Source organism: Acetomicrobium sp. UBA5826 (genome assembly GCF_002433005.1).
Classification (GTDB): domain Bacteria; phylum Synergistota; class Synergistia; order Synergistales; family Acetomicrobiaceae; genus Acetomicrobium.
This window is the reverse complement of sequence record NZ_DJHF01000015.1, coordinates 62,051-84,146: the sequence shown is the minus strand read 5'-3', so window position 1 is coordinate 84,146 and position 22,096 is coordinate 62,051. Positions and strand designations below refer to the sequence as shown.

Genomic DNA, 22,096 nt, shown 5'->3' with positions numbered 1-22,096 from the left:
GCGGGCAAGGACAAGATTGGAAAAAACAAAGAGGGAGTAAGATTCAAGCTCCGCAATCCTTAGCGTGGGAATTTGAACCAAAATATGAAGGTGGTAAGGATCAGCATAACTCATTTGGGTGAGAAATGTGATTCTTACCACCAGAATTTTCCATGCTGGCAAAATAGAGCAGTTGAAGATGTTTATGCATGGCAGAAAATGAACATTTATGTGCACGATGGCGCAGCTGAAGATCAGGATACAGCTATCATCCTGCAAATACACAAATACAGAACACTTTCTGGATGAATGGTCCAGTAAGTGAAGCCATGAAACCAGGTGACAAATTCGTCAGCAATACTGACAGCGACAATACAGGTGCTGCATTGAAAGCTGGATATATCACTTGTAGAGCCGGCATGCAGAGCCACAGACTTATTGCAGCGGATGAGACGTATCCAGGTTATGCTCCGGTGGTGGTCTATCTGTAGCGGTCGCGGCTAGCGGTAACAGCCCAGATTACTATCCATACCTGGAGGAGATTGGGGCCGCTGGCATAAACGCCAAAGGCAAGAGCACGCTAACAACAGATGATGTGTTTGCAATGGTTGCGTATTATTGTCCAATCACTGTTCTTGATCATACGGACATTGCATATGAGTGGCAGTATGCTAAGGCAAGGCTTCTTGAGAACTATACTGTTGTTTCGTTTTCCGATCTGATTAAAGCAGTATCCGCAAGTCATGCTCCGCTCTATCCCCCATATCTCGAAAGCCTTGGACTAAAGCTTGATAATTGCACAACTCTTACAGTTGAGAGCTTGCCTAGTGCAATAGAAGCGCGGGTAAAAGCTGGAATCATAAGGGCAATGTCAGCCGATGAGACTACTCCAGAGCTGGGGCAAAATTGGTCATTTACTCAGAAAGATGGAAGCGAAATAGTAGTATGCAACAATTGGCTCGATGTGGATAATTTGGCAGGTACCGTCATAACTATCAGCTGTGACAAATACCTCGAAATCGTGTGCATAATTGCCAAATTGAAACCAGCTTCTGCATTTGATAATTTCGGCACATCCCTTCAATATCTTGCACACTATGCCTACTTGTTCACTCCATCTAATAATTTCGAGCTAATTTAATCGATAGTATACTTTGGCATTTCTTATAATTTGTTGAAGAGATCCCCTGTAAAACAAATACTGGAGATGCGCCATGGTTTCAGAAATAGAAAGCCTTAAATTAATAGCATCCAAGACATTTGGAAAGAGTATTCTTGAAATCTCATAAGTCGAGAGCTCTCTCCCATCGCTTAAAATGCTTATGATTTTGTTATAGCGTGTTTTGTGATGTTCTATAATACTACATATCACCCTATCCACGTTGGAAATCAAATTAAGGTGGCCGGAAAAGATATGCCCAGGGCTCAGTTCCTTTACTTTTTCTATAAAATCCAAATAGTCTCTTAGGGGGTTTTCTTGAGGATCCCAATCATCTTCATATCCGATATGTGGCGTAATTCCATCGATAATCTGATCTCCTGCCAAGAGAATTTTATTTTTGGGTTCATAAAGGCAGCTGGCTCCCAGGCAATGACCTGGAGCATCAATGATACTAAAACCTTTCCAGCTTTCCTGTGGCATAAGTTCTACTATGCGTCTCGGAAAGCACTTTTCCCTTGTCCACCAAAAAAAATCCCGCATAATGAATTCTAAATCTTCTTCTGGGACACCTTGTTTCATGAAATAATTAACTATCATGCTATAATCTGGTTTCCCTCTGGCGTAATCATATAGCACCCTCGCAGTTTTGAAAGAAGATATTACCTCAAGGTTGTATATTTTCTCCAAAATGGAAGCACTTCCGCAATGATCAGGGTGAGCGTGCGTTAAGAATAAATATTTAGGTTTTATATCGATCATATCTAAGCTTCTTAATAAAGCCTTCAAGCTCATTTCATCTGACGTTCCAGTGTCAACTAACGTGGATCTGAAGTAACATGGACATTTACATGTCTTACTGGGTAAGGGACTGGCAAAGTTATTGTATACCAACTTGTATCCCCAATGATGTGTTTCTTTATTCTGGAATTAATTGATAATGAACGTAAAGTGCCATGGATCGTTTTAATCACCTTCTTAAAATAAAGGAATATATCTTTATACTTTCTGTAAAATCGGGTGACCTTCCATTGAGAGACCACCCAACAAAAAAGGATACTAACAGGTCAAAAGATGCGCAAGGAGTTTTAGGAACTGGCGGACGGAAAATAAAAACATGAATTGCTTTTAGGCGGACTGATAAGAGGAGCAGCTGCCATAGTGTCTCAAGATAGGCTCGAACCGAAGGTTACGGACATCTTGAGAAGAATATGCTGGCCCTCTGAGAGCATAAAATATACCGCACTCGTTATAGCTGGATACCCTCAAAGTGTAGAGGATGATATCGTAAATGAAAGGTTGAAGAACTCTCTTATGGGAACGCAAGTAAGGGGGCGTATCAATGAAACAGATGAAATGGACAGCAGAGGGAAAGTTTGCGGCTCTGATGAGATGTCTTTAGGGTTAAAAACAGTCTCTGAAAGCAGAAAATATCTCTTGACCATACCGTTTGCTACAAAACCTCCCCTGGATTTACTCTTCGTCAATCTGAGGTAGGTCCAGTCTATGTAAAAATACGATGTTGGGGTTCTTGCCACAGAAATGTCTCCACACTATTTGAAATATAGCCCTCGACCTATTGACAAATCTTATAATATTTGGTTAACTAACCTAAAGTTCATTGAGGAGCGTGGAATGTTGATGTTGACATCTCTTCGAATAAGACGAGCTAGACGTATAAGACCTTGTTCCGCTCAGTTGTCCGATATTAGGGCGATGAGGGGAAGAGTAGGTCTGTGCTCGTCGACAGAGAGGGGATGCATAAGCTGAGAGCGTTCNNCGAGTGAAGCCGGACCGAAGAGAGTCCCCGAGCCAGTTCCGAAGAAAGGTTAAAACCAAGTAGGAACTCGGGTGGCCTCCGACAAAAGGCCGGCAAGAGGGCAGGACCAAAAGGTCCTAGCCAATAAGGGTGGTACCGCGGGCAATTAAAGGCTCGTCCCTTAAGTGGGACGGGCCTTTTTTATTTATGAATATATTTAATTTAAGGAGGAATTGCAATGTATAAAGGTAAAGTGGTTTTAGCTTATAGTGGAGGGCTCGATACTTCAGTCGCTATAAAGTGGCTCATGGATCAAGGGTATGATGTCGTAACCTTTACTGCAGACGTCGGACAGGTAGTCGATTTGGAGGCCTGCAAGGAGAGGGCTCTTCTGACCGGTGCTTGTAATGCCTATGTTATGGATCTCAAGGAGGAGTTTGTCCAGGATTTCGTATGGCCTGCTCTGAAGGCTAACGCCATGTATCAAGGTACCTATCCGTTGACATCCGCTCTTTCCAGGCCCCTGATATCCAAATATCTTGCCAAGATAGCAGAAATCGAGGGAGCTGTCGCCGTTGCACACGGTTGCACGGGAAAGGGTCAAGACCAGGTCCGCATAGAAATTTGCACAAGGGCCCTGAAGCCCGATCTTAAGGTAATCGCACCGGTGAGGGATTGGCACTTCTCCCGGGATGACGAGATAGATTACGCCAAAGAACATGGAATCCCCGTTCCCGTCACGAAGAAAAGCCCCTACAGCATCGACGATAATCTGTGGGGTAGGGCTATTGAGTGTGGTCCTCTGGAAGATCCCTGGACGGAGCCGCCATCCGATGCCTTTAAGCTCACGGCGGATCCCTGGGATGCTCCCGATGAAGTGGAATACGTGGAGATAACCTTCAAAGAAGGCCTGCCTGTGGCCCTGAACGGCGAGGAGATGGACGGCGTTACCTTGATTGCTAAGCTGAACGAGATAGCCGGTAAACATGGAGTGGGACGAATAGATATGATCGAAGACAGGCTTGTGGGATTTAAGAGCAGGGAAGTGTACGAATGCCCGGCGCCTGTCGTGTTGCTTCAGGCCAAAAAGGCATTGGAGAAGATGACCCTGGCGAAGGATGTAATAGCTGCTAAGGCGGACCTGGAGTTGAAATACGCCGAGCTGGCTTACGTGGGCTATTGGTTTTCTCCCCTGAGGGACGCCTTAGACGCCTTCTTCAATCAGGCGCAAAAGGTCGTCAATGGAGTCGTAAGGGTTAGGTTGTATAAGGGACAAAGCACGGTAGTTGGCCTTAAATCCCCCAATTCTCTCTACGTTGACGATCTAGCTACCTACTCGACGGGAGATAGCTTTGATCACTCTGCTGCTGTAGGCTTCATAAACATTTGGGGGTTGCCCGTTGTGACGTGGAAACAGGTCCATGGGTCAAAAAAACCCGCATGCCAATGTGAGGCCTCTTCAGAAAAGGAGCCTATAAGCTCAAACCAAAAAGGCTAGAAAGATTTTAAATCAGGGGCGGGTCGTCGCGTCTAATGGAAGCCTTGACCCCGTCCCTTATTTTATTTTTGGCCAGATTTTTTAGCCTTTGCAGATTTATTTGTGTTATATCGGGTGTCATATACCCGCAATATGCGGTGTTGTTCTGGTATAGAGGATCTTCTTTCAGTAGAGGAAAAATCTTGGCACATTCGTCGAACATGGGCGTTCCGGGTATGGGAGAGTATTCCGCTAGCTTAACTGTCGCACCCAGGGATTTTACAAAAAGGATTGCCCTCTCTACAGCTTCGTATTGCTGTCCGGGAAGACCCACCAGAATATAGGTTTCTATGTCCTCGTGAGTGTAACCTGCCTTAAACAGGTTTCCTACGGCCCTTATATATTGATCATCATGAACCTTGTCGGAGCTCGCTTTTTGTATTGAAGGGTCGGTGCTTTCAAGGCTTAACCGTATAGTTTTAAAGCCTGTTTCGTAAAGATAGCGGGCACAAACTTCGTCGATTTCCCTCACGTGCAATCCGTTTGGGGTGTGGTAACGCAGGTGGCCATGCCTTTTTTTGAGTTCATCGCATAGGGGATAGAAGTGTCTTTCCTTGTCCAGTAAGAGCGCGTCGTCGTAAAAGGCGATATCTCCAACGGATCGCATGCCGGCCTGAAAGGATATCTCGTCAATAATTTTGTCAACGTTGCGCTTCCTGTATTTTGGCCAAAGCCTTTTGGAGGCGCAATATTTGCAGTTTAAAGGACAGCCGATGGAGGTAATCGTAATCCCGTACTCTGGAGTATCGTACAAATCCAATGCAGGACGGAAGAAGGGTACGCCGAGCGGCGTCGTTTGGACTCCGTCTGCGCCAAGACCTTGTGCATGATCGGGACATAGTTGGGCGTATATGCCACCCAACAGCAAAGGTACATCGGGGAAAATGCCTTTTACGATTTCGATACACCATTTTACGCCAAGATACCAATAGGTCATGCCGGAGGTCATGAGGATAATATCGGGATGCTCTATCGCGGAAAGCCTTTCTTCCAGCTCTTCTTTCGTCATTCCAAAGTGAAAAAACCGACGGGGGATGGCCTTGTAGGGCAGGGGTTTTCCTATTTCCCTTCTTTTGGGTTTGTAGCGTCCGTATGACTTAGGCTTATCCCTTCCCTCGTAAATACAGTCGATCAAATTTACGGTATTGCCCCTGCGACGAAGGTATTCCAGAATGTATAACAACCCCAGTGGTTTTGCCCAGAAGTCGAAAAAGGCAAAATCGAAGACAGGAGGGTTTATACCCAGCACCTTCTTATTTTCCAGCCCTTTTATAAATGCAGTGAAGTCACCCATATAAGTAGTATATCAGATCGTGCCTCAAGCTATTTTAATTTACTGCAAGAGACCCATTCTAAAAATAGGAGCTCGATCTCGCCTGATTTAGTGGTTGTATACGGTTAAAAAGTTGCTCAAATTTTCGTAGTAGTTAAAATAAAAAAGCGGCGTTTATGTCATTTATCTTATAGTTTGGAGGTGTTGGCTTTGTTGATGGAGCTTGTAAAGGCGGCGAATGGAATTTTATGGGGTAGTTTGATGATATGGCTATTGATAGGAACGGGCGTTTTCTACACGGTTCGCCTGGGCTTCCCTCAAATACGCCATATAGGACATGTGTTTAAGGTGTTATTGGGAAGCAGAAAAGCGGAGGAGAAGGGCATTTCTTCCTTTCAGGCCCTCTGCACTGGTTTGGCAGCGCAAGTGGGTACGGGTAACATCGCCGGAGTTGCGACTGCCTTGGTCTCAGGAGGGCCCGGAGCCGTATTTTGGATGTGGATTACGGCTTTGGTAGGCATGGCTACAATTTCTGCCGAAGCCATCTTGGCCCAGCTTTTCAGGGTTAAAAACGCAGACGGTACATATCGTGGCGGACCGGCCTATTACTTGGAAAAGGGCCTTGGGCAAAGGTGGATGGGTGTCCTTTTTGCCATAAGCATCATCCTGGCCATGCCCTTCGTATTCAATGCGGTGCAGTGTAACTCGATCGTTGCAGGAGTAAGAGGTGCTTTCCTGAAGGAATCTTCAGCAGTAAACATCGAACTTTACCTTGGGATAGTTGTGGCAATAATAACCGGAGTGGTAATTTTTGGAGGGCTGAGAAGGATAGCGAAGGTGGCGGAAATTGTGGTTCCCTTTATGGCAATTATGTATATAGCCATTGCCTTGGTTACCATGATAATTAATATTACGGAAATACCCGCCATTATTTCCCTCATCTTCAAGAGCGCCTTTGGGGTGAGGCAGGTCGCCGGCGGCATAATGGGACATACCGTGGCACAGGCTTTAAGATATGGAGTGGCAAGGGGACTTTTCTCTAACGAAGCAGGAATGGGTTCTACTCCGAATGCCCATGCTACAGCCGAGGTGAAACATCCTGCGCGCCAAGGCTTTATCGCCATGTTCGGTGTTTTCGTCGATACTGTAATAGTATGTTCGGCCACTACAATGTTCATTCTGCTCTCAGGACAGCTTTCCAGCGGGCTTACTGGTGTTGAGCTGACCCAAACTTCCATGCAGACGGTCGTGGGCTCATGGGGTCCCTACTTTATTAGTATAGCTCTTATGTTTTTTGCCTGGACATCGATATTGGGAAATTACTACTACGGAGAAAGCAATCTGATGTATTTGTTTTCCGGGTCCGGCAGCAATATCATGCTTTTAATTTACAGGCTCGGGGTTTTGGGAATGATAATATTTGGAGCTGTTAGCTCCGTGCCTCTGGTATGGGAATTGGCCGATTTCTTCAACGGTTTGATGGCCCTGCTCAACCTCGTTGGTATCATTTGTCTCTCGGGAATGGTCGTCAAAGTCTTCAGGGATTACGAAAATCAATTGAGGTTGAATCCGGAGCGAGAGCCCGTTTATGCCAGAAAAGAGTAGCTTATATTAACAAAAGCACCAAGTTTTAACTAAGAATTGCCGGTTGCAGACATCTTTTAAATGGCGACTGCAACCGGCAATTCTTAAACCAAAGGATCAAAAGAGGACATTATTTGAGGTCCGCTGCTCGTTCCTATCCTGGTTGCACCAACTTTTATAAAAGCGTAAGCGGTTTTAAAATCGCGAATTCCTCCGGCGGCTTTAACCCCTATGTTTGCTGGTACATTTTCGCGAAGGATCATCACGTCTTCTATCGTTGCTCCGCCGCTTCCAAATCCTGTAGAGGTTTTGACGAAATTTGCTCCCGCTTTGACCGACAGCCGGCAGCCTCTCGCTTTCTCTTCATCCGTCAGATAGCAGCACTCAAGTATAACCTTTACCATAGCGCCGTCAGCGGCTTTTACTACGGCGGAGATGTCTTTTATGACAAATTTGTCATCCCCATCCTTCAGGGCTCCGATATTTATGACCATATCTATCTCGGATGCGCCGCTTCTTAGGGCATATTTAGTTTCAAGTGCTTTGGCCTCAGTGAAGGTTGCTCCCAAGGGAAAACCCACAACGGAAGCGACTTTTACGCTAGAACCTTCAAGAAACGATGCTGCAAAGCCCACTCTACAGGGATTTACGCAAACGGCGGCAAAGTTGTATCGAAGGGCATCCTCGCATAAAGTTTTTATATCCGAATGCGCAGCCTTAGGACTTAAATTCGTATGATCGATATATTTTGCAAATTCGTCTTTTGTCATTATTCTTTTCCTCCCCGATGTTATCCTTATAACCCTTGCGTGATCGATTTTACCTTTTTTGTTGGAGTGTGGGGGCTGATTTTTAGGCAAATCATAGTCATAAGTTTTTTATTATGTAGAACGAAAGGTATAATGAATTGCTTCTTAAAGAATAAAGCTCTAAAATAATATGTAAAGTGCACACTGCTGTCCCGTGAGGACAGCAGAACAAAAGCCTTTGTCAAGGAGGAGAAAAATGATAGAAAAGAGCTTGATCTCATCGTTATCCCAGGCGGATCCCACGGTTTGCGGGATGATGGAAGGCGAATTATCCAGACAACGCGACGGATTGGAGCTTATTGCTTCGGAAAACTTCGTCTCATTGGCGGTCCTTCAAGCCCAGGGTTCGGTACTTACCAATAAATACGCAGAAGGATACCCTCATAAAAAATACTATGGCGGTTGCGAATATGTGGAGAACATCGAAGAGTTGGCCATAAAGCGGGCGTGTGAACTTTTCGGGGCGGAGCATGCAAACGTTCAGCCTCACTCAGGCACCCAGGCCAACATGGCCGTTTATTTTTCGGTGATGGAGCCGGGCGATACGCTCCTTGCCATGAACCTGGATCAGGGAGGTCACCTTTCGCACGGGCATCCTTTGAACTTTACGGGCAAATGGTATAAGATCGTTCCCTATGGAGTAAAGCCCGATACGGAGACTATAGATTACGAAGCCGTCGAGGCTTTGGCCAAGGAACACAGGCCCAAGGTGATTGTCGCCGGCGCAAGTGCCTACCCGCGCTTCATAGACTTCAAACGTTTCAGCGATATAGCCCGGGAAGTAGGCGCGATTTTGATGGTCGACATGGCCCACATAGCCGGGCTTGTCGCAGGAGGCGCCCATCCCAGCCCTGTGCCTTATGCAGATTTTGTGACCACGACTACCCATAAGACACTGCGCGGTCCGCGGGGCGCCTTGATCCTCTGCAAGGAAAAATATGGTGCGCAGCTGGACCGAACGGTCTTCCCGGGCATCCAGGGCGGTCCTTTCATGCACGTGATAGCAGCCAAAGCGGTATGTTTCCATCTGGCCATGCAGTCCGAGTTCAAGGAGTACGCCAAGCAGATTGTTGCCAACGCAAAGGCTTTGGCTAAGGGCCTTAGCGAGCGAGGCTTCAGGCTCGTCTCGGGAGGCACGGATAACCACATGATACTTGTGGATCTGCGTAGCAAAAATATAACGGGCAAGGATGCCGAAAAAGTCTTGGAAGGCGTGGGCATCACCGTAAACAAGAACATGATCCCCTTTGACCCCGAAAAGCCGATGGTGACAAGCGGCATTCGCATAGGAACTCCTGCTTTAACGACCAGGGGAATGAAAGAAAAGGAGATGGAGCTCGTAGCCGACCTAATCGACAGAGCCTTGTCCAATCCCGACAACGAAAGCGAAAAAGAAAAGGTTTATCGCGAGGTCAAGGAGCTTGCTCACCGCTTCCCGCTTTATCCGGAACTGAGCAATCCTTGGGCTTAAAAGATATTTGTAGGATTTGGCGAAAAAACTGGCCTGCGCCGATGAGGGTGTAGGCCAGTTTTTGAATAAAGGTCTTAGCCTAAAAATGCCTCTGGCGGAGCTTTAGGAAGCTCGGTCAAAGTGTCTCGTGCCGTTGATACTTTCTTTGATGCCTTCTCCCGGTATTGTGTGGTCTTTTTGCTGCATGAGGAATCTTGAAGGGAAAGAATTTGAACCGCAAGGAGGGCAGCATTGACAGCCTGTCCTATCCCCACGGTCGCGACTGGTATTCCCGGAGGCATTTGAGCCATGGCAAGCAGGGCATCCATGCCCTTTAATGGGCCCACTTCCAACGGGAGGCCTATGACGGGAAGCGTCGTATGGGCGGCCAAAACACCCGGCAAAGCAGCTGAAAGCCCGGCTGCGGCTATAATTACCTTGATACCCCGGTCCTTTGCCGTTTTAGCGTAGTTTGCCACGTCCTTTGGAGTCCTGTGAGCTGAAGCTATCGTGACTTCAAAAGGAACCTCCAACTCCTTCAATACGTCAAAAGCGCCCTTTAGGCGCTCTACATCTGAGTCCGACCCCATCACTATGCCTATTAGCGGTTTGTCCATTTCAAGTCCTCCTTAGTCGGTAGTTTTGCAAGTGTAATTTTTTTTGAAAAAATGTTAAACGACAACCTTGACTTTACTTTAAATGATAAGTTTAGTCTAAAGTATATCAAAAATAAAAGCCATTTGTAATTTGTCGTATATTCAAATATAATGTGAAAGAATGTTATATTTGTGTAAAGCTTGTTGGATTAGACGTATTAATATGATACATCGTAGACATTAACAAATGATAACGTCTGAAATTTATTTCACGAAATCTGGTCTATACTGTTTGCTCGGAAATTGACGTAAGTTGAAGGATAAATTAAAAACAGAGAAAGGGAGGAAAAAATCATGAAAGCTGAGAGAAAATGTGTCGTTCTTATGGTAGCCTTTGTGTTTCTGTTTGTTTCGTCGGTAGCTTTTGGGGCAGAAAAAGTAATAAAGCTGTCGCACCTCAACCCCCAACAACCCTTTGAAGTTGCCACTGCGGCCATGTCTGCTGTATTCAAAAACATCGTAGAGTCGGAAAGCGGCGGTGCATTAAAAGTAGAGATCTATCCTGCCGGGCAGTTGGGCAACGAGCGCGAGACCATGGAGCAGGTGCAATTGGGAGTGGTTCAAAGCTACATCGCTTCTGCTGGAGGAATAGCCATTTTTTATCCCCTTTATAGCATATTGGACATACCCTTCGCCTTGCCCAATTACGAGGTGGCGTGGAAGGTATTTGACGGTCCTTTTGGCCAATATCTTGCCAAAGATATTGAGGAAAATACTGGATATAAGGTGCTTGGCTTTGGCGAATCGGGAGGATTTTTCCAAATAACGAACAGCAAAAGACCTATTAAAAGCGTAGCAGATATGAAGGGTTTAAAGATCCGGACCATGACTATTCCAACACATGAGGAATTGATGAGGCTTTATGGGGCTGCTCCGACTCCTGTCGCATGGGCTGAGGTTTATACTGCCCTGCAAACGGGCGTGGTGGACGGACAACATAATCCAATTCCCATCATTCTCACCGGAAGGCTCTATGAGGTTCAAAAATACATAACGATTACGAATCACTTATACAGTCCTTATTGTTGGGTGATGAACAAAGATTTCTATAATTCCTTAAGCGAAACAGAAAGAGAGATAGTGGATCGAGCGGCAAGAGAAGCAAATGTTTCGGGCAGAGGGCTTAACAGAATTATAGAGGCCTCAGACAAGGGGTTACCGACACTGATTAAGGCCGGTATGGAAGTGAACGTCCTTTCTCCTGAATCTTTGGAGGAGTTTAGGCGTATAGGAAGGGAAGGTATGATGGAATTCATTGAAAAGAGGTTTAAGGACGAAGGAGTCGAATTGGCGGAGAAATATTTAAAAGCTATTGAAGAGGCAGAAGATTAAACATAACCGTGGAGAGCAAGTTAGCGTCCTTGCTCTCCATTGAAATATTTTGGAGGGACTAAATGACTGATAAATCAAATACTCAAAACAATATTGACTTCTTTAAAGTTATAAGCAAGGCAGGAGATCTCTTAGAGAAAATAGTTTCAGTGCCAGTGTTCGTCTTCTCCATTGCTATGACTGTTACAGTTTTGTTAGGCGTGTTCTTTCGCTATTTGCTCAGAACGCCTCTCGGTTGGACCGAGGAATTGTCAAGGTACTTGATGATATGGATGGCATTACTTTCAGTTGCATTGTGTATATGGAGACATGAGCATGTGGGGGTAACTCTTTTTATTAAGAAAATTCCCATTAAAATAGCCAAAGCGATAGTATTATTTTCAAATATATTGGTATTTTATTTTTTATATGTATTGACGAAATATGGCTTTATAATGGCGGACAAGGGGAAATATCAAATTTCAAGCGCGTTAAATACGACAATGAAATGGTGGTTGATGGCTGTACCAGTAAGTTCAATTGTTTGTATGGTTTTTTTGGCCTGCAAAATGTTTCTCGACATTAAGAGATCAGATATAGAGGAGATCTTGATGTCCGAGGAAGTATTGGATGCTGTAAAAAGGGAAGAAAAACTAGATATTTGAACAATCTTGACATGATCATGATAAAGAAAGGAAGATTAACTTGACGAGTTACATAGCCATTTTGTTCGCTATTTTCATTATAATTGGCATGCCGATTGGCTTTGTCCTTGGCGTAACTGGTCTTTTGGGAATGCTGAAAACTGGGATTCCTTCAGCATTGTACCTAGTTCCTCAACGCTATTTCGCTGGTGTAGATATGTTTACTTTAATGGCAATGCCTTTTTTCATCCTTGCAGGTGAAATAATGAATAAATCGGGAATAACCTCCCGTTTGGTGAAGTTTAGCAACGTCTTAGTCGGCCATTTGAGAGGCGGTTTAGCCCATGCCAACATAGTCGCATCTATTTTCTTCGCCGGCATAACAGGAGCAGCAGTTAGTGATACCGCAGCCATTGGGTCGATGTTGATCCCCGGAATGGTAAAGGAAGGTTATGATAAGGATTTTTCTGCTGCCGTTACAGCAGCTTCATCAATTATTGGGCCGACGATCCCACCGTCAAATATAATGGTAATATACGGAGCTTTTATGCAAGTCTCAATAGCAGGTCTTTTTTTGGCGGGTTTCATCCCTGGTCTGCTAATAGCTGCCGTAGAGATGATAGTCACTGCTAGAATAGCGAAAAAGCGAGGCTATCCGGTGGGGGAACGCAGGGCAACGATTGGTGAAATTTGGAAGGCCTTCAAGGAGGCGGCTGTTGCATTGGTAATGCCTGTTATAATTTTAGGAGGCATTTTGAGTGGTTTGTTTACTCCAACGGAAGCCGCTTCAGTAGCAGTTGCCTATGCCTTCATAATTGGACATTTCGTTTACGGAAATATAACCTATAGGGATCTTTGGCCTCTATGCATGAAAATGGCACGAACGACTGGCGTGGTGTTTCTGGTAATAGCCACGGCTACGATTTTAGGTTGGGTTCTTACAATGGAGCAAATTCCCGAAAAGGTTGCAACTTTAATGTTGAGTATCAGCACTAACAAATGGATAGTTATCTCAATGATCTTGTTGATCCTGTTGTTTATAGGCATGTTCATGGATATTACAGCTGCCTTGATCATCTTGGGGCCAATACTGCATCCTTTAGCGGTTAGTTTAGGTTTTGATCCTATTCACTTTGGAATCATCATGGTGCTATCTCTGAACATAGCTCTCATGACACCGCCCGTGGGAGCTTGCCTGTTCGTTGCCTGTGGTATAAGCAAGATTACTCTGGAGCAACTTAGCAAAGAGATATTCCCCTATATAGTAGTCGTTTACATAGCCTTAGTTATCATTACTTTTATCCCTGGAATTACCTTGTTCTTGCCCAGGCTGTTTGGTTTCGCGAACTAGCTCGAAGGTCCCTTCGGGAGAAGGTTTGCATTTCCTCGTCCCGATACTGGTAAGATGTTCAGCATGTTGCCGTGTAGGGTTTTTCCATGAATATCTTTATCTTGTGTTTCCCCATCTAATTTTACCTCCACGTGGCGGTAAAGGGTTGTAATAACCGTGTTTACGACATAATTATAACAATTTTTAATTAGGGCAGATATCCCTTCAAGATTTTTTGAAAGGCCCAGGAGGGATAGCTCGGTTCTTCTTCTTTGTGGGTTAGCATGAGGAAATTAAAGCTCAATTCATCGATTCCCGAAAGGGGAAGCTCGATAAGGCTTCCCTGGCTGATGTCTTCCCGGACCGCGAGCTTGCTCGTCAGTGCCACTCCCACACGATGTCTCACCGCTTCCTTCAGAAGATCGATGTTACCGACGTCAATGACGGTATCGATATGTATGTGATGTCGTTTCAAAAAGGCGAGGGCTATCTCGTTAATGCTTGAGGGCGTAGATGCGAATACAAGGGGCTCCCCCGATAATTGTGATGGCTTTATTTTTTCCTCTTCTCGCCACGGATGTCCTGGCCAGGCTATTAAGGCCATGCGATCTTCGTATATTTTAGTAATTCTTAAGTGAGGAGAAAAGACGGCAGCTCCATCGGGTATGAAGCCAATGTCAACTTTTTTGGATTCGACGGCGGATTTTATCTCGCTAGCATCGAGAGTGTAGAGGGACAGGTCTATTTTTGGATAGCTTTTATGAAATTCCAAGAGAGGATTCATTAGAAGATACTGTGCCAAATGATGGGTGCTGGCTATGTTTAATTTCCCCACCTCCAGGCTTTTGCTGGCCTTGAGCTTTTCTGCTATATGCTCTGCATTTTCAACGATCTCCTTGGCGCTATCCCGGAAAATCTTGCCCTCCGCTGTAATACAAAGACGCCTGCCCCTTTTTTCGAAAAGTTTAATATCGAATTCTTCCTCCAGAGCCTTTATTTGCTGGCTTACGGCCGACTGAGTGATGAAAAGTTTGAAGGCAGCCTGCGTTATGGACATTTCCTCGCAAACGGCGAGAAAGGTCTTTAGCTGTTGTAGGGTCATCTCATCGATCTCCCCCTTTATCATTTGTATAAGACATGCCTAAAGTATATCAAAAATATTTATTAATTGTAACTTATAGAATATCAGTTATAATAAAGATCAACAAATGATTCCCATAATGGCGAGGTTAGTGTATTGGTGCAGGAAACCGTTCAAGCGATTGCGGGACAAGTCTCACCTCAAACTATAACGGATTTATGTTCCAAGTTGGTATCCATCCCCAGTACGTCAGGCAGGGAGGAAAGGATCGCCTATTATATCCACGATCTCATGCTGTCGCTTGGTTACGATGAGGTAATTATGGACGAGATGGGAAACGTCGTCGGAAAGATTGCGTTTAATCCCGGAGGAAGGCGCCTTCTCTTCGAGGCGCAAATGGATCACGTCGGCGTTAGCGATGCCATTGAATGGTCCTTTTACCCCTACGGGGGGACGGTCATCGATGGCCATATCTGCGGAAGGGGATCGGTTGACGCAAAGGGCAGCTTAGCAGCGATGATAATCGCCGGCAGTGAACTTAAAAAGTGCTCCGATTTTCTTTATGGCGAACTTGCCGTCGCTTGCGTCGTCAACCAAGAGGTTGCCGAAGGTGTAGCTTCGTCTAAAGTATACGAGATCTTCGAGCCCGACGGCGTTGTGATCGGAGAAGCGTCTAATTTAAACATCAAAAGGGGCCAAAGAGGAAGGGCGGAGATTGTCATCGAAGCCCAGGGAAAAAGCGCTCACACCTCTTTTCCTCTTTCAGGTGTCAATGCAGCCGAAAAGATGGTCTTTCTCCTCACGTTTATAAAGCAGCATTTCCTGCCGCCCCGCCACTACTTACTTGGAGACGGGATCATGGTCCTGACCGATTTGTCAACCGCCCCATCCATGGGAACGAGCGTTTTGCCCGACAACTGCGTGGCCACATTCGACAGGAGGCTTTTGGCCGGCGAGGCGGAAAGCAGGGTAGTGGAAGAAGTGGCACGCCTGATATCTTTGGCACGTGATATAGACCCGGATATCCAGGCTGACGTAAAGGTGGCTGAGGATTATGTGCAGTGTTTTACGGGAAAGAGGATCAAGGTGAAGCATTTCGCCCCGGGTTGGTTTTTCGGAGAAAACGAAGAATTGATCGAAAGGGCCTTGAGAGGGTTGCACTGCTTGGATATGGAGCCTTCCCTTTCCGAATCCGGGTTTGGGACGAATGGCTGCTTTTACGGCGGGATTAAAGGCATCCCCACGATTAGCTTCGGTCCATCCAAGGAACAGCTAGCTCATACAAAAGATGAAAGAGTGAACATCAAGCAGCTTGTCAAAGCCACTCAGGGATATACGGCTATAGCCGCGTCCTATCTCGATGCTTCGTAGTTTTTACAATTTAAAGATAAAAGATTAGGAGGTAATGATCGTGGCTTCAGCGGATAAACTAAAGTGCGTGCTCTGCGGAAAGGAATTCGACCCAAAAAGCGACGTCTTTACCTGTCCGGATTGTGGGCCCGACGGGACATTGGACGTATTGTACGACTACGGGGAGGTAAGGCGGAAATTTACGACCGAGGCTTTAGCCGAAAATAAAGAAAGAAGCATCTCCCGCTACATTGAGCTTCTTCCCATAAATGACCCGACCTTTTTCCCAAACCTGAAAGTAGGCTCTTCACCTCTTTACGAAAGCATCTATTGGGCAAAAAAACTGAAAGTTAAACAGGTTTTGATAAAAGACGACGGAAGAAACCCAACTGCTTCCTTTAAGGACAGGGCAAGCTTTATCGGCGTGGCAAAGGCTAAAGAAAAGGGCGCTACGTCCATAGCGTGCGCCTCTACCGGTAACGCTGCAAGCTCTCTGGCCGGATGTGCTGCCGTCGCAGGCCTTGATTGCTACATATTCGTGCCCGAGAAGGCCCCGGTAAACAAGGTGACTCAGCTTTTGATCTACGGGGCCAAAGTCTTTTTGGTAAAAGGCACCTACGAGGATGCCTTTAAGCTCGCCGTGAAGGCTATAGATGCTTACGGCTGGTACAACAGAAACAGCGCCATCAATCCCTATCTGGTGGAGGGCAAAAAGACCTGCGGGCTTGAGCTGGCCGAGGAGCTGTCCTTCGACCTGCCCGACAAGGTGTTCGTCTCGGTAGGCGACGGCTGCATAATAAGCAGCTTTTACAAGGCCTTTTACGACTTAAAACAAATCGGATTGATAAGCCAAATCCCGCAGCTGATAGGCGTTCAGGCAGAAGGTGCTTGCCCCATATACAAGGCCTTTAAAGAGGGCAAAGACGTCATCGAAAAGAAACCTACCAACACGTTGGCCGACAGCATAGCCGTGGGCGAACCGCGAAACTGGGCCAAAGCGCTTAGGGCCGTCAAAAACTCCGGTGGCGATATGGTCGCTGTGTCAGACGACGAGATACTTGAGGCCATGAGGTTGTTGGCCCGCACCAGTGGGGTATTCGGCGAGCCCGCAGGCGTTACGGGCTTTGCAGGGTTGCTTAAATACGCCCAAACAGGCAAACTGGGCAGCCATGAACGTGTGGCTGTGATAGTTACCGGAAACGGCCTGAAGGACTCCGAAAGCGCAAAAAGGGCTGCCGGAAGCCCATACGCAGTTGAACCAACCCTTGAAGCGGTAAGCAGGATTATCGGATCTGCAAATTAAAATATACAAACAGAAGGAGAGAGCGAAATTGATAGACCTTACCGTCAATGAAGAGATACTGAAAAAGGCAGTCGAAAGGGCGAAAGAGAGGGGCATCATCCTTCCGACCTTTGAACAGATGAAAGACCCGGCCAAGATCCCACAGGCTGTTAAGGAAAGACTTAAAAGTGTAGGCCTTTGGGATGTAAATTCCCTTAATCTTTTTCGCATAACCTGGAAGAACGAGCCCAAGGAGAAAGGCGGGACATTTGGCAAGGTCAACTACTTCGTGATGCCGCCTGAGATAACCGGGGTAAAGGCCAAGATAGTAGCCTTGGTCGGCAAGTGGTTTCCCACGGGGGCACATAAGGTAGGCGCGACTTACGGTTGCCTCGTTCCGCGCCTGGTCACCGGACAGTTTGACCCGACCTCGCAAAAGGCCGTATGGCCCTCTACCGGAAACTACTGCAGGGGCGGAGCCTACAATGCCCAGCTTCTGGGGTGCGACTCCATCGCCATACTTCCCGAAGGCATGAGCAGGGAAAGGTTTGAATGGCTTAAAAGCGTCGCAGGCGAGGTCATAACCACGCCCGGAGGCGAAAGCAACGTCAAGGAGATCTTCGACAAGACCTGGGAATTAAAGCGCACCAGGGAGGACGTAGTTGTATTTAACCAGTTCGAGGAGTTTGGAAACCACCTGTGGCATTACGAGGTCACGGGACATGCCATGGAAGAAGTGGTTAATGAACTGGCAGCTTCCGGAGGAAGGTACTTTGGCGTCGTGCTAACATCCGGCTCGGCCGGGACGCTTGGTTGCGGCGACTATATGAAGACCCTTTATCCTGATAGTAAGATCGCCGTTGGTGAGGCAATGCAGTGCCCGACGCTCCTTTATAACGGCTTCGGCGACCACAGGATCGAAGGCATCGGCGACAAACACGTCCCCTGGATCCATAACGTTAAAAATACCGATATGGTCATCGACATCGACGATGAATCCTGCCTGCGCCTGCTTAGGCTTTTCAACGAGGAGGCAGGAAGAAATTACTTGAGGGCAATCGGCGTTCCCGCTCAAGTCATCGATAACTTAGCACTTCTTGGTATCTCCGGCATCGCAAATGTAATAGGCGCAATCAAGATGGCAAAGTACTACGGATTGACGGAACATGACATGGTTTTCACCGTCTTTACTGATTCTGCCGACATGTACCGCTCAAGGATCCAGGAGATGAGTGACCGCGAAGGTCCTTATGACGAGCGCATGGCGGAGAAGGATCACTACGTTCACATGCTGTCTCAGACCTCCGATTGGATGCTTGAGCTTTCCTACTATGACAGGTTCCGCATCCATAACCTCAAGTACTACACATGGGTGGAGCAACAGGGCAAATCGGTCGACGAACTCAACGCCCAGTGGTTCGATTACGACAACTACTGGGGCGGCATACACAATATGGCTCCAAAGATCGACGATCTCATAAGAAAGTTTAACGAGAGAACAGGACTTTTAAGGGATTTGGAATAGCAGATTAAAACAGGCGCGTTAGGGGGGGATCTACGTGGAACTTAGCAAGGAAATTTTATCCAAGGCCGAGGGTTATAGGGCCAGCATAAGCAAGTTTTTGAGGGACATCGTTGCCCTTCCAAGCCAAAGCTCGGGCGAGGAGGCGGTGATAAAAAGGATAGCCCAGGAGATGGAACATGTGGGCTTCGATAAAGTGGAGATAGACCCCATGGGAAACGTCCTCGGGTACGTGGGAAACGGCCCTAGGCTGGTTGCCATGGATGCCCACATTGATACCGTCGACGTGGGAGACCCGTCACTTTGGAAGTTCGATCCCTACAAGGGTTACGAGGACGAAAAAGTCATTGGCGGAAGGGGCGCAAGCGACCAAAAGGGTGGAATGGCTTCCATGGTTTACGGAGCAAAGATAATGAAGGAGCTCGGGCTGCTTGGTGATTGCACGGTGCTAATAACAGGAACCGTTCAGGAAGAAGATTGCGACGGCTTATGTTGGCAGTACATCATCGAGGAAGACAAGATAAGGCCCGAGTTCGTCCTTCTTACCGAGCCGACGTCGTGTAAGGTCCATAGGGGCCAGCGCGGCAGGATGGAGATAAAGGTTACAACCAAAGGAGTGTCCTGCCACGGCTCCGCACCCGAAAGGGGCATAAACGCCATATATAAGATGGCTCCCATTATACTTGAGCTTCGAGCCCTCCACGAAAATCTCGCTTACGACGAGTTTTTGGGTAAGGGAAGTTTAACGGTTTCCGAGATCTTCTTCACGTCACCGTCAAGGTGTGCTGTCGCCGACAGCTGCACCATCTCCATTGACAGGCGCCTGACCCACGGAGAGACCTGGCAGGAAGCCTTGGAACAGGTTAGGAGGCTGCCTGCCGTTAAGGCCAGCGGCGCTGAAGTGTCCCTTTATTCCTACTCGCGTCCCTCCTGGACAAGGTTGGTCTATCCCACGGACTGCTACTTCCCCACGTGGGTGGTAGAAGAAGACCATCCTGCCTGCAGGACCGTCGTTGAATCCTACAAAAAACTTTTCGGTGAAGATCCCATTGTCGACAAGTGGACCTTTTCCACTAACGGAGTTTCCATAATGGGCCGTTACGGCATTCCCTGCGTGGGCTTTGGCCCGGGACATGAGGACCAGGCTCATGCTCCAAACGAAATAACCTGGAAGGACGAGCTGGTGAAGGCTGCTGCCCTTTACGCGGCCGTGCCTTACGTATATTCAAATCTAAAGAGCTAGTGTGAGGGGGTAAAAAATTATGCAGACGCAGTTTCATAACAAGCATTTTATAACGCTTCAGGAGTGGACCAAGGAAGAGATCGATACCCTTTTAGACGTCTCCTTTGAGCTTAAAAGACATTTCGCCATGGGAGTTCCGACGCCTTATCTTTCCTATAAGACCATATTTTTGATGTTCTTTGAACAGTCGACGAGGACGAGAAATTCCATGGAAGCGGGCATCGCCCAGCTCGGAGGACATGCGAATTACCTGGATACCAGCACAATGCAGATTGCCCACGGGGAATCGGCCAAGGACACGGCCATAATACTTTCCCGATTTGGGCACGGCATAGCCTGCAGGAACTGCTTCTGGGGCATAGGAAACAAGTACCTGCGCGAGATGGCTCAATGGGCCACAGTGCCGGTCATTAACCTCCAGTGCGACCTTTACCACCCCATGCAGGTGCTGGCCGACTTGATGACCATCAAAGAAAAGGTTAAAGATACCCAGAGGCTTAAGGTCTCGATAATCTGGGCTTATGCCACGACCCACAAAAAACCCATATCGGTGCCACTGAGTCAGATCCTTCTTTTCCCGCGGTATGGCATGGACGTGACGCTTGCCTATCCGGAAGGATATGACCTGCCGGATTGGGCCATAAAGCAGGCAGAGGAAAACGCCAAGGCAAATGGCGGAAGCTTAAAGATCACTCACAACCAGGAGGAGGCTTACGAGGGAGCTCACGTCGTCATCCCCAAAAACTGGGGAGACTGGGTGACGAACCCCGACCCTGCTGTCATCAATCCTCGCCTTGAGGCTAACAAGCACTGGAAGTGCACCGAGAAGATGATGAGCCTGGCCGACCCGGATGTCATGTACATGCATGCCCTGCCGGCAGATCGCAAGAACGAGGTCGAAGACAGCGTAATAGACGGGCCTCACTCCATAGTATTCGACGAAGCCGAAAACAGGATACACACGGCCAAGGCCGTCATGACCCTGACGATGGGCGGAAAGTAAAAATAAGATTAAAGGAGGAGAAGGCAAAAATGGCAAACTTAAAGGTGAAGATAGCGGGGATGGAGTTCGAAAATCCCCTGATAATAGCTGCGGGACCTCCTTCGAGAAATTACGAGACCATAAAGAGGATGGTGGAGGGGGGAGCAGGTGGCGTCGTTACCAAGACCATATCTGTTAAGGCAGCTGACGTACCCCGTCCCTGTATGGCCGCCTTTAAGGAGAGCTTCATAAATACCGAGCTCTGGTCCGAACATTCTCCCGAACACTGGCTGAAGGAGGAATACGGCAAGATATCTGCCCTTCCCGTGCCTATAATAGTGGGCCTAGGATATACGGCCGAAGAGCTGACCGATCTCATTCCCAAGACCGAACCCTTTGCCGACGCCTTCGAGCTTTCCACTCACTACGTGGGCCGCGACCTGACTCCCGTGTTAAACACGGTAACGGCTGCAAGGAAGGCCACCAAAAAGCCGATCATCGTAAAGGTAAGCCCGGGAGTCCCCGATCTGGCTGAACTCGGCAAAAAGCTTGAGGAAGTGGGCGTTGACGCCTTGGCTGCCATTAACTCCGTCGGCCCTGCCCTTCGCATAGACTTAAAGACTGGCCTTCCCTACATGGGAAGCGACACAGGCTACGGATGGATTTCAGGGCCTGCCATAAAGGGAATCGCCCTTCGACATGTCTTTGAACTGTCTCGTGCTGTCTCCATACCCGTTATCGGTGTGGGAGGAGTATCGAGCGGTGAAGATGTCGTTGAAATGTTCATGGCAGGAGCGTCGGCGGTGCAGATATGCACGCAGGCGATCCTCGAAGGTCCCAAGGCCTTCAAGAGGATTGCTCAGGAGACGTCGAAGTGGCTCGACGAACATGGCTACTCATCCTTAGATGAAATCAAGGGCTTGACCGCCAAGAAGTGGTCTTCCAGGAAAGAGCCTCTTGTCAAGGTAACTCCGAGCGTAGACGAAGAAAAGTGCATAGGATGTCGCAGATGCGAGGAGTCCTGCGTCTACTACGCCATAAAGGTTGGCTCTTCCGGCAAAGCGGGCGTTACTACCGATGCCTGCTTTGGATGCGGGCTTTGCTACACGCGCTGCCCGGTCGGCGCCATTACGCTTTCTTAAACA

The 22,096-nt window shown here is 47.4% G+C and carries 19 protein-coding genes; 14 read left to right on the top strand and 5 right to left on the bottom strand.

Annotated features, from left to right (window positions below):
* Positions 1-583 precede the first annotated feature (583 nt).
* Positions 584-1,120, top strand: a complete 537-nt coding sequence (locus B3N34_RS03995; protein WP_286975161.1) for a hypothetical protein — start codon at positions 584-586, stop codon at positions 1,118-1,120.
* Here B3N34_RS03995 and B3N34_RS03990 read toward each other — a convergent pair.
* Positions 1,112-2,032, bottom strand: coding sequence for an MBL fold metallo-hydrolase (locus tag B3N34_RS03990; protein ID WP_286975159.1), 921 nt, complete (start codon positions 2,030-2,032; stop codon positions 1,112-1,114). The two genes, B3N34_RS03995 and B3N34_RS03990, sit on opposite strands and share 9 nt — an antisense overlap.
* Positions 2,033-2,299: 267 nt before the next feature.
* On the opposite strand from B3N34_RS03990, the gene B3N34_RS03985 reads away from it, so the two are divergent.
* Together B3N34_RS03985 and B3N34_RS03980 are read left to right on the top strand one after the other, a co-directional pair.
* Complete coding sequence (locus B3N34_RS03985; RefSeq protein WP_286975158.1) at positions 2,300-2,635, top strand: hypothetical protein; 336 nt, start codon at positions 2,300-2,302, stop codon at positions 2,633-2,635.
* Between the two features lie 500 nt (positions 2,636-3,135).
* Complete coding sequence (locus B3N34_RS03980) at positions 3,136-4,395, top strand: argininosuccinate synthase (protein ID WP_286975157.1); 1,260 nt, start codon at positions 3,136-3,138, stop codon at positions 4,393-4,395.
* A gap of 7 nt (positions 4,396-4,402) precedes the next feature.
* Here B3N34_RS03980 and B3N34_RS03975 read toward each other — a convergent pair whose 3' ends face one another.
* Positions 4,403-5,683, bottom strand: a complete 1,281-nt coding sequence (locus B3N34_RS03975) for a B12-binding domain-containing radical SAM protein (RefSeq protein WP_286975155.1) — start codon at positions 5,681-5,683, stop codon at positions 4,403-4,405.
* Positions 5,684-5,923: 240 nt separating this feature from the next.
* Here B3N34_RS03975 and B3N34_RS03970 point away from each other — a divergent pair, with 240 nt between their 5' ends.
* On the top strand, positions 5,924-7,312 hold the full coding sequence (locus B3N34_RS03970; RefSeq protein ID WP_286975167.1) for an alanine/glycine:cation symporter family protein: 1,389 nt from the start codon (positions 5,924-5,926) through the stop codon (positions 7,310-7,312).
* 83 nt (positions 7,313-7,395) lie between these two features.
* Here B3N34_RS03970 and deoC read toward each other — a convergent pair whose 3' ends face one another.
* Entirely contained in the window at positions 7,396-8,061 is a 666-nt protein-coding gene (gene deoC, locus B3N34_RS03965; RefSeq protein WP_286975152.1) for a deoxyribose-phosphate aldolase, read from the bottom strand.
* A 235-nt stretch (positions 8,062-8,296) separates the two neighbouring features.
* On the opposite strand from deoC, the gene glyA reads away from it, so the two are divergent.
* Positions 8,297-9,571, top strand: coding sequence for a serine hydroxymethyltransferase (glyA, locus tag B3N34_RS03960; RefSeq protein ID WP_286975150.1), 1,275 nt, complete (start codon positions 8,297-8,299; stop codon positions 9,569-9,571).
* A 74-nt stretch (positions 9,572-9,645) separates the two neighbouring features.
* Here glyA and purE read toward each other — a convergent pair whose 3' ends face one another.
* Positions 9,646-10,167, bottom strand: a complete 522-nt coding sequence (gene purE / locus B3N34_RS03955; RefSeq protein WP_286975148.1) for a 5-(carboxyamino)imidazole ribonucleotide mutase — start codon at positions 10,165-10,167, stop codon at positions 9,646-9,648.
* Between the two features lie 333 nt (positions 10,168-10,500).
* Here purE and B3N34_RS03950 point away from each other — a divergent pair, with 333 nt between their 5' ends.
* The 3 genes from B3N34_RS03950 (at position 10,501) to B3N34_RS03940 (ending at position 13,512) form a co-directional block, all read left to right on the top strand.
* On the top strand, positions 10,501-11,538 hold the full coding sequence (locus B3N34_RS03950) for a DctP family TRAP transporter solute-binding subunit (protein WP_286975146.1): 1,038 nt from the start codon (positions 10,501-10,503) through the stop codon (positions 11,536-11,538).
* Between the two features lie 62 nt (positions 11,539-11,600).
* A complete protein-coding gene (locus B3N34_RS03945) occupies positions 11,601-12,182 on the top strand; it encodes a TRAP transporter small permease (RefSeq protein ID WP_286975144.1) in 582 nt (193 codons plus the stop codon).
* A 40-nt stretch (positions 12,183-12,222) separates the two neighbouring features.
* The gene (locus B3N34_RS03940; RefSeq protein WP_273002523.1) at positions 12,223-13,512 is read left to right on the top strand and encodes a TRAP transporter large permease; all 1,290 of its coding nucleotides are present in this window, start codon (positions 12,223-12,225) and stop codon (positions 13,510-13,512) included.
* Positions 13,513-13,699: 187 nt separating this feature from the next.
* Here the strand turns inward: B3N34_RS03940 and B3N34_RS03935 are convergent, their stop codons facing one another.
* The gene (locus tag B3N34_RS03935; protein ID WP_286975142.1) at positions 13,700-14,593 is read right to left on the bottom strand and encodes a LysR family transcriptional regulator; all 894 of its coding nucleotides are present in this window, start codon (positions 14,591-14,593) and stop codon (positions 13,700-13,702) included.
* Positions 14,594-14,731: 138 nt separating this feature from the next.
* Between B3N34_RS03935 and B3N34_RS03930 the strand changes: the two genes are divergently transcribed.
* From B3N34_RS03930 to B3N34_RS03905, 6 genes are read left to right on the top strand one after another with little or no spacing between them, the layout of a single operon-like run.
* Positions 14,732-15,943, top strand: coding sequence for a YgeY family selenium metabolism-linked hydrolase (locus B3N34_RS03930; RefSeq protein ID WP_286975140.1), 1,212 nt, complete (start codon positions 14,732-14,734; stop codon positions 15,941-15,943).
* Between the two features lie 34 nt (positions 15,944-15,977).
* Positions 15,978-17,225 carry a threonine synthase gene (gene thrC / locus B3N34_RS03925; RefSeq protein ID WP_286975138.1) on the top strand — a complete coding sequence of 416 codons (1,248 nt, stop codon included), beginning with the start codon at positions 15,978-15,980 and terminating at the stop codon, positions 17,223-17,225.
* Positions 17,226-17,253: 28 nt separating this feature from the next.
* A complete protein-coding gene (locus B3N34_RS03920) occupies positions 17,254-18,729 on the top strand; it encodes a pyridoxal-phosphate dependent enzyme (RefSeq protein ID WP_286975136.1) in 1,476 nt (491 codons plus the stop codon).
* Positions 18,730-18,763: 34 nt separating this feature from the next.
* On the top strand, positions 18,764-19,969 hold the full coding sequence (locus B3N34_RS03915) for a YgeY family selenium metabolism-linked hydrolase (RefSeq protein ID WP_286975134.1): 1,206 nt from the start codon (positions 18,764-18,766) through the stop codon (positions 19,967-19,969).
* 19 nt (positions 19,970-19,988) lie between these two features.
* On the top strand, positions 19,989-20,972 hold the full coding sequence (locus B3N34_RS03910; RefSeq protein ID WP_286975132.1) for an ornithine carbamoyltransferase: 984 nt from the start codon (positions 19,989-19,991) through the stop codon (positions 20,970-20,972).
* A gap of 29 nt (positions 20,973-21,001) precedes the next feature.
* Complete coding sequence (locus B3N34_RS03905) at positions 21,002-22,093, top strand: 4Fe-4S dicluster-binding protein (RefSeq protein WP_286975131.1); 1,092 nt, start codon at positions 21,002-21,004, stop codon at positions 22,091-22,093.
* The last annotated feature ends 3 nt before the right edge of the window (positions 22,094-22,096 follow it).

Coding starts and splice junctions, on each gene's coding strand:
- B3N34_RS03995 (WP_286975161.1), top strand. CDS start 584: ATGGTTGCGTATTATTGTCCAATCACTGTTCTTGATCATACGGACATT.
- B3N34_RS03980 (WP_286975157.1), top strand. CDS start 3,136: ATGTATAAAGGTAAAGTGGTTTTAGCTTATAGTGGAGGGCTCGATACT.
- B3N34_RS03970 (WP_286975167.1), top strand. CDS start 5,924: ATGGAGCTTGTAAAGGCGGCGAATGGAATTTTATGGGGTAGTTTGATG.
- deoC (WP_286975152.1), bottom strand. CDS start 8,061: ATGACAAAAGACGAATTTGCAAAATATATCGATCATACGAATTTAAGT.
- glyA (WP_286975150.1), top strand. CDS start 8,297: ATGATAGAAAAGAGCTTGATCTCATCGTTATCCCAGGCGGATCCCACG.
- purE (WP_286975148.1), bottom strand. CDS start 10,167: ATGGACAAACCGCTAATAGGCATAGTGATGGGGTCGGACTCAGATGTA.
- B3N34_RS03950 (WP_286975146.1), top strand. CDS start 10,501: ATGAAAGCTGAGAGAAAATGTGTCGTTCTTATGGTAGCCTTTGTGTTT.
- B3N34_RS03945 (WP_286975144.1), top strand. CDS start 11,601: ATGACTGATAAATCAAATACTCAAAACAATATTGACTTCTTTAAAGTT.
- B3N34_RS03935 (WP_286975142.1), bottom strand. CDS start 14,593: ATGACCCTACAACAGCTAAAGACCTTTCTCGCCGTTTGCGAGGAAATG.
- thrC (WP_286975138.1), top strand. CDS start 15,978: ATGATCGTGGCTTCAGCGGATAAACTAAAGTGCGTGCTCTGCGGAAAG.
- B3N34_RS03910 (WP_286975132.1), top strand. CDS start 19,989: ATGCAGACGCAGTTTCATAACAAGCATTTTATAACGCTTCAGGAGTGG.
- B3N34_RS03905 (WP_286975131.1), top strand. CDS start 21,002: ATGGCAAACTTAAAGGTGAAGATAGCGGGGATGGAGTTCGAAAATCCC.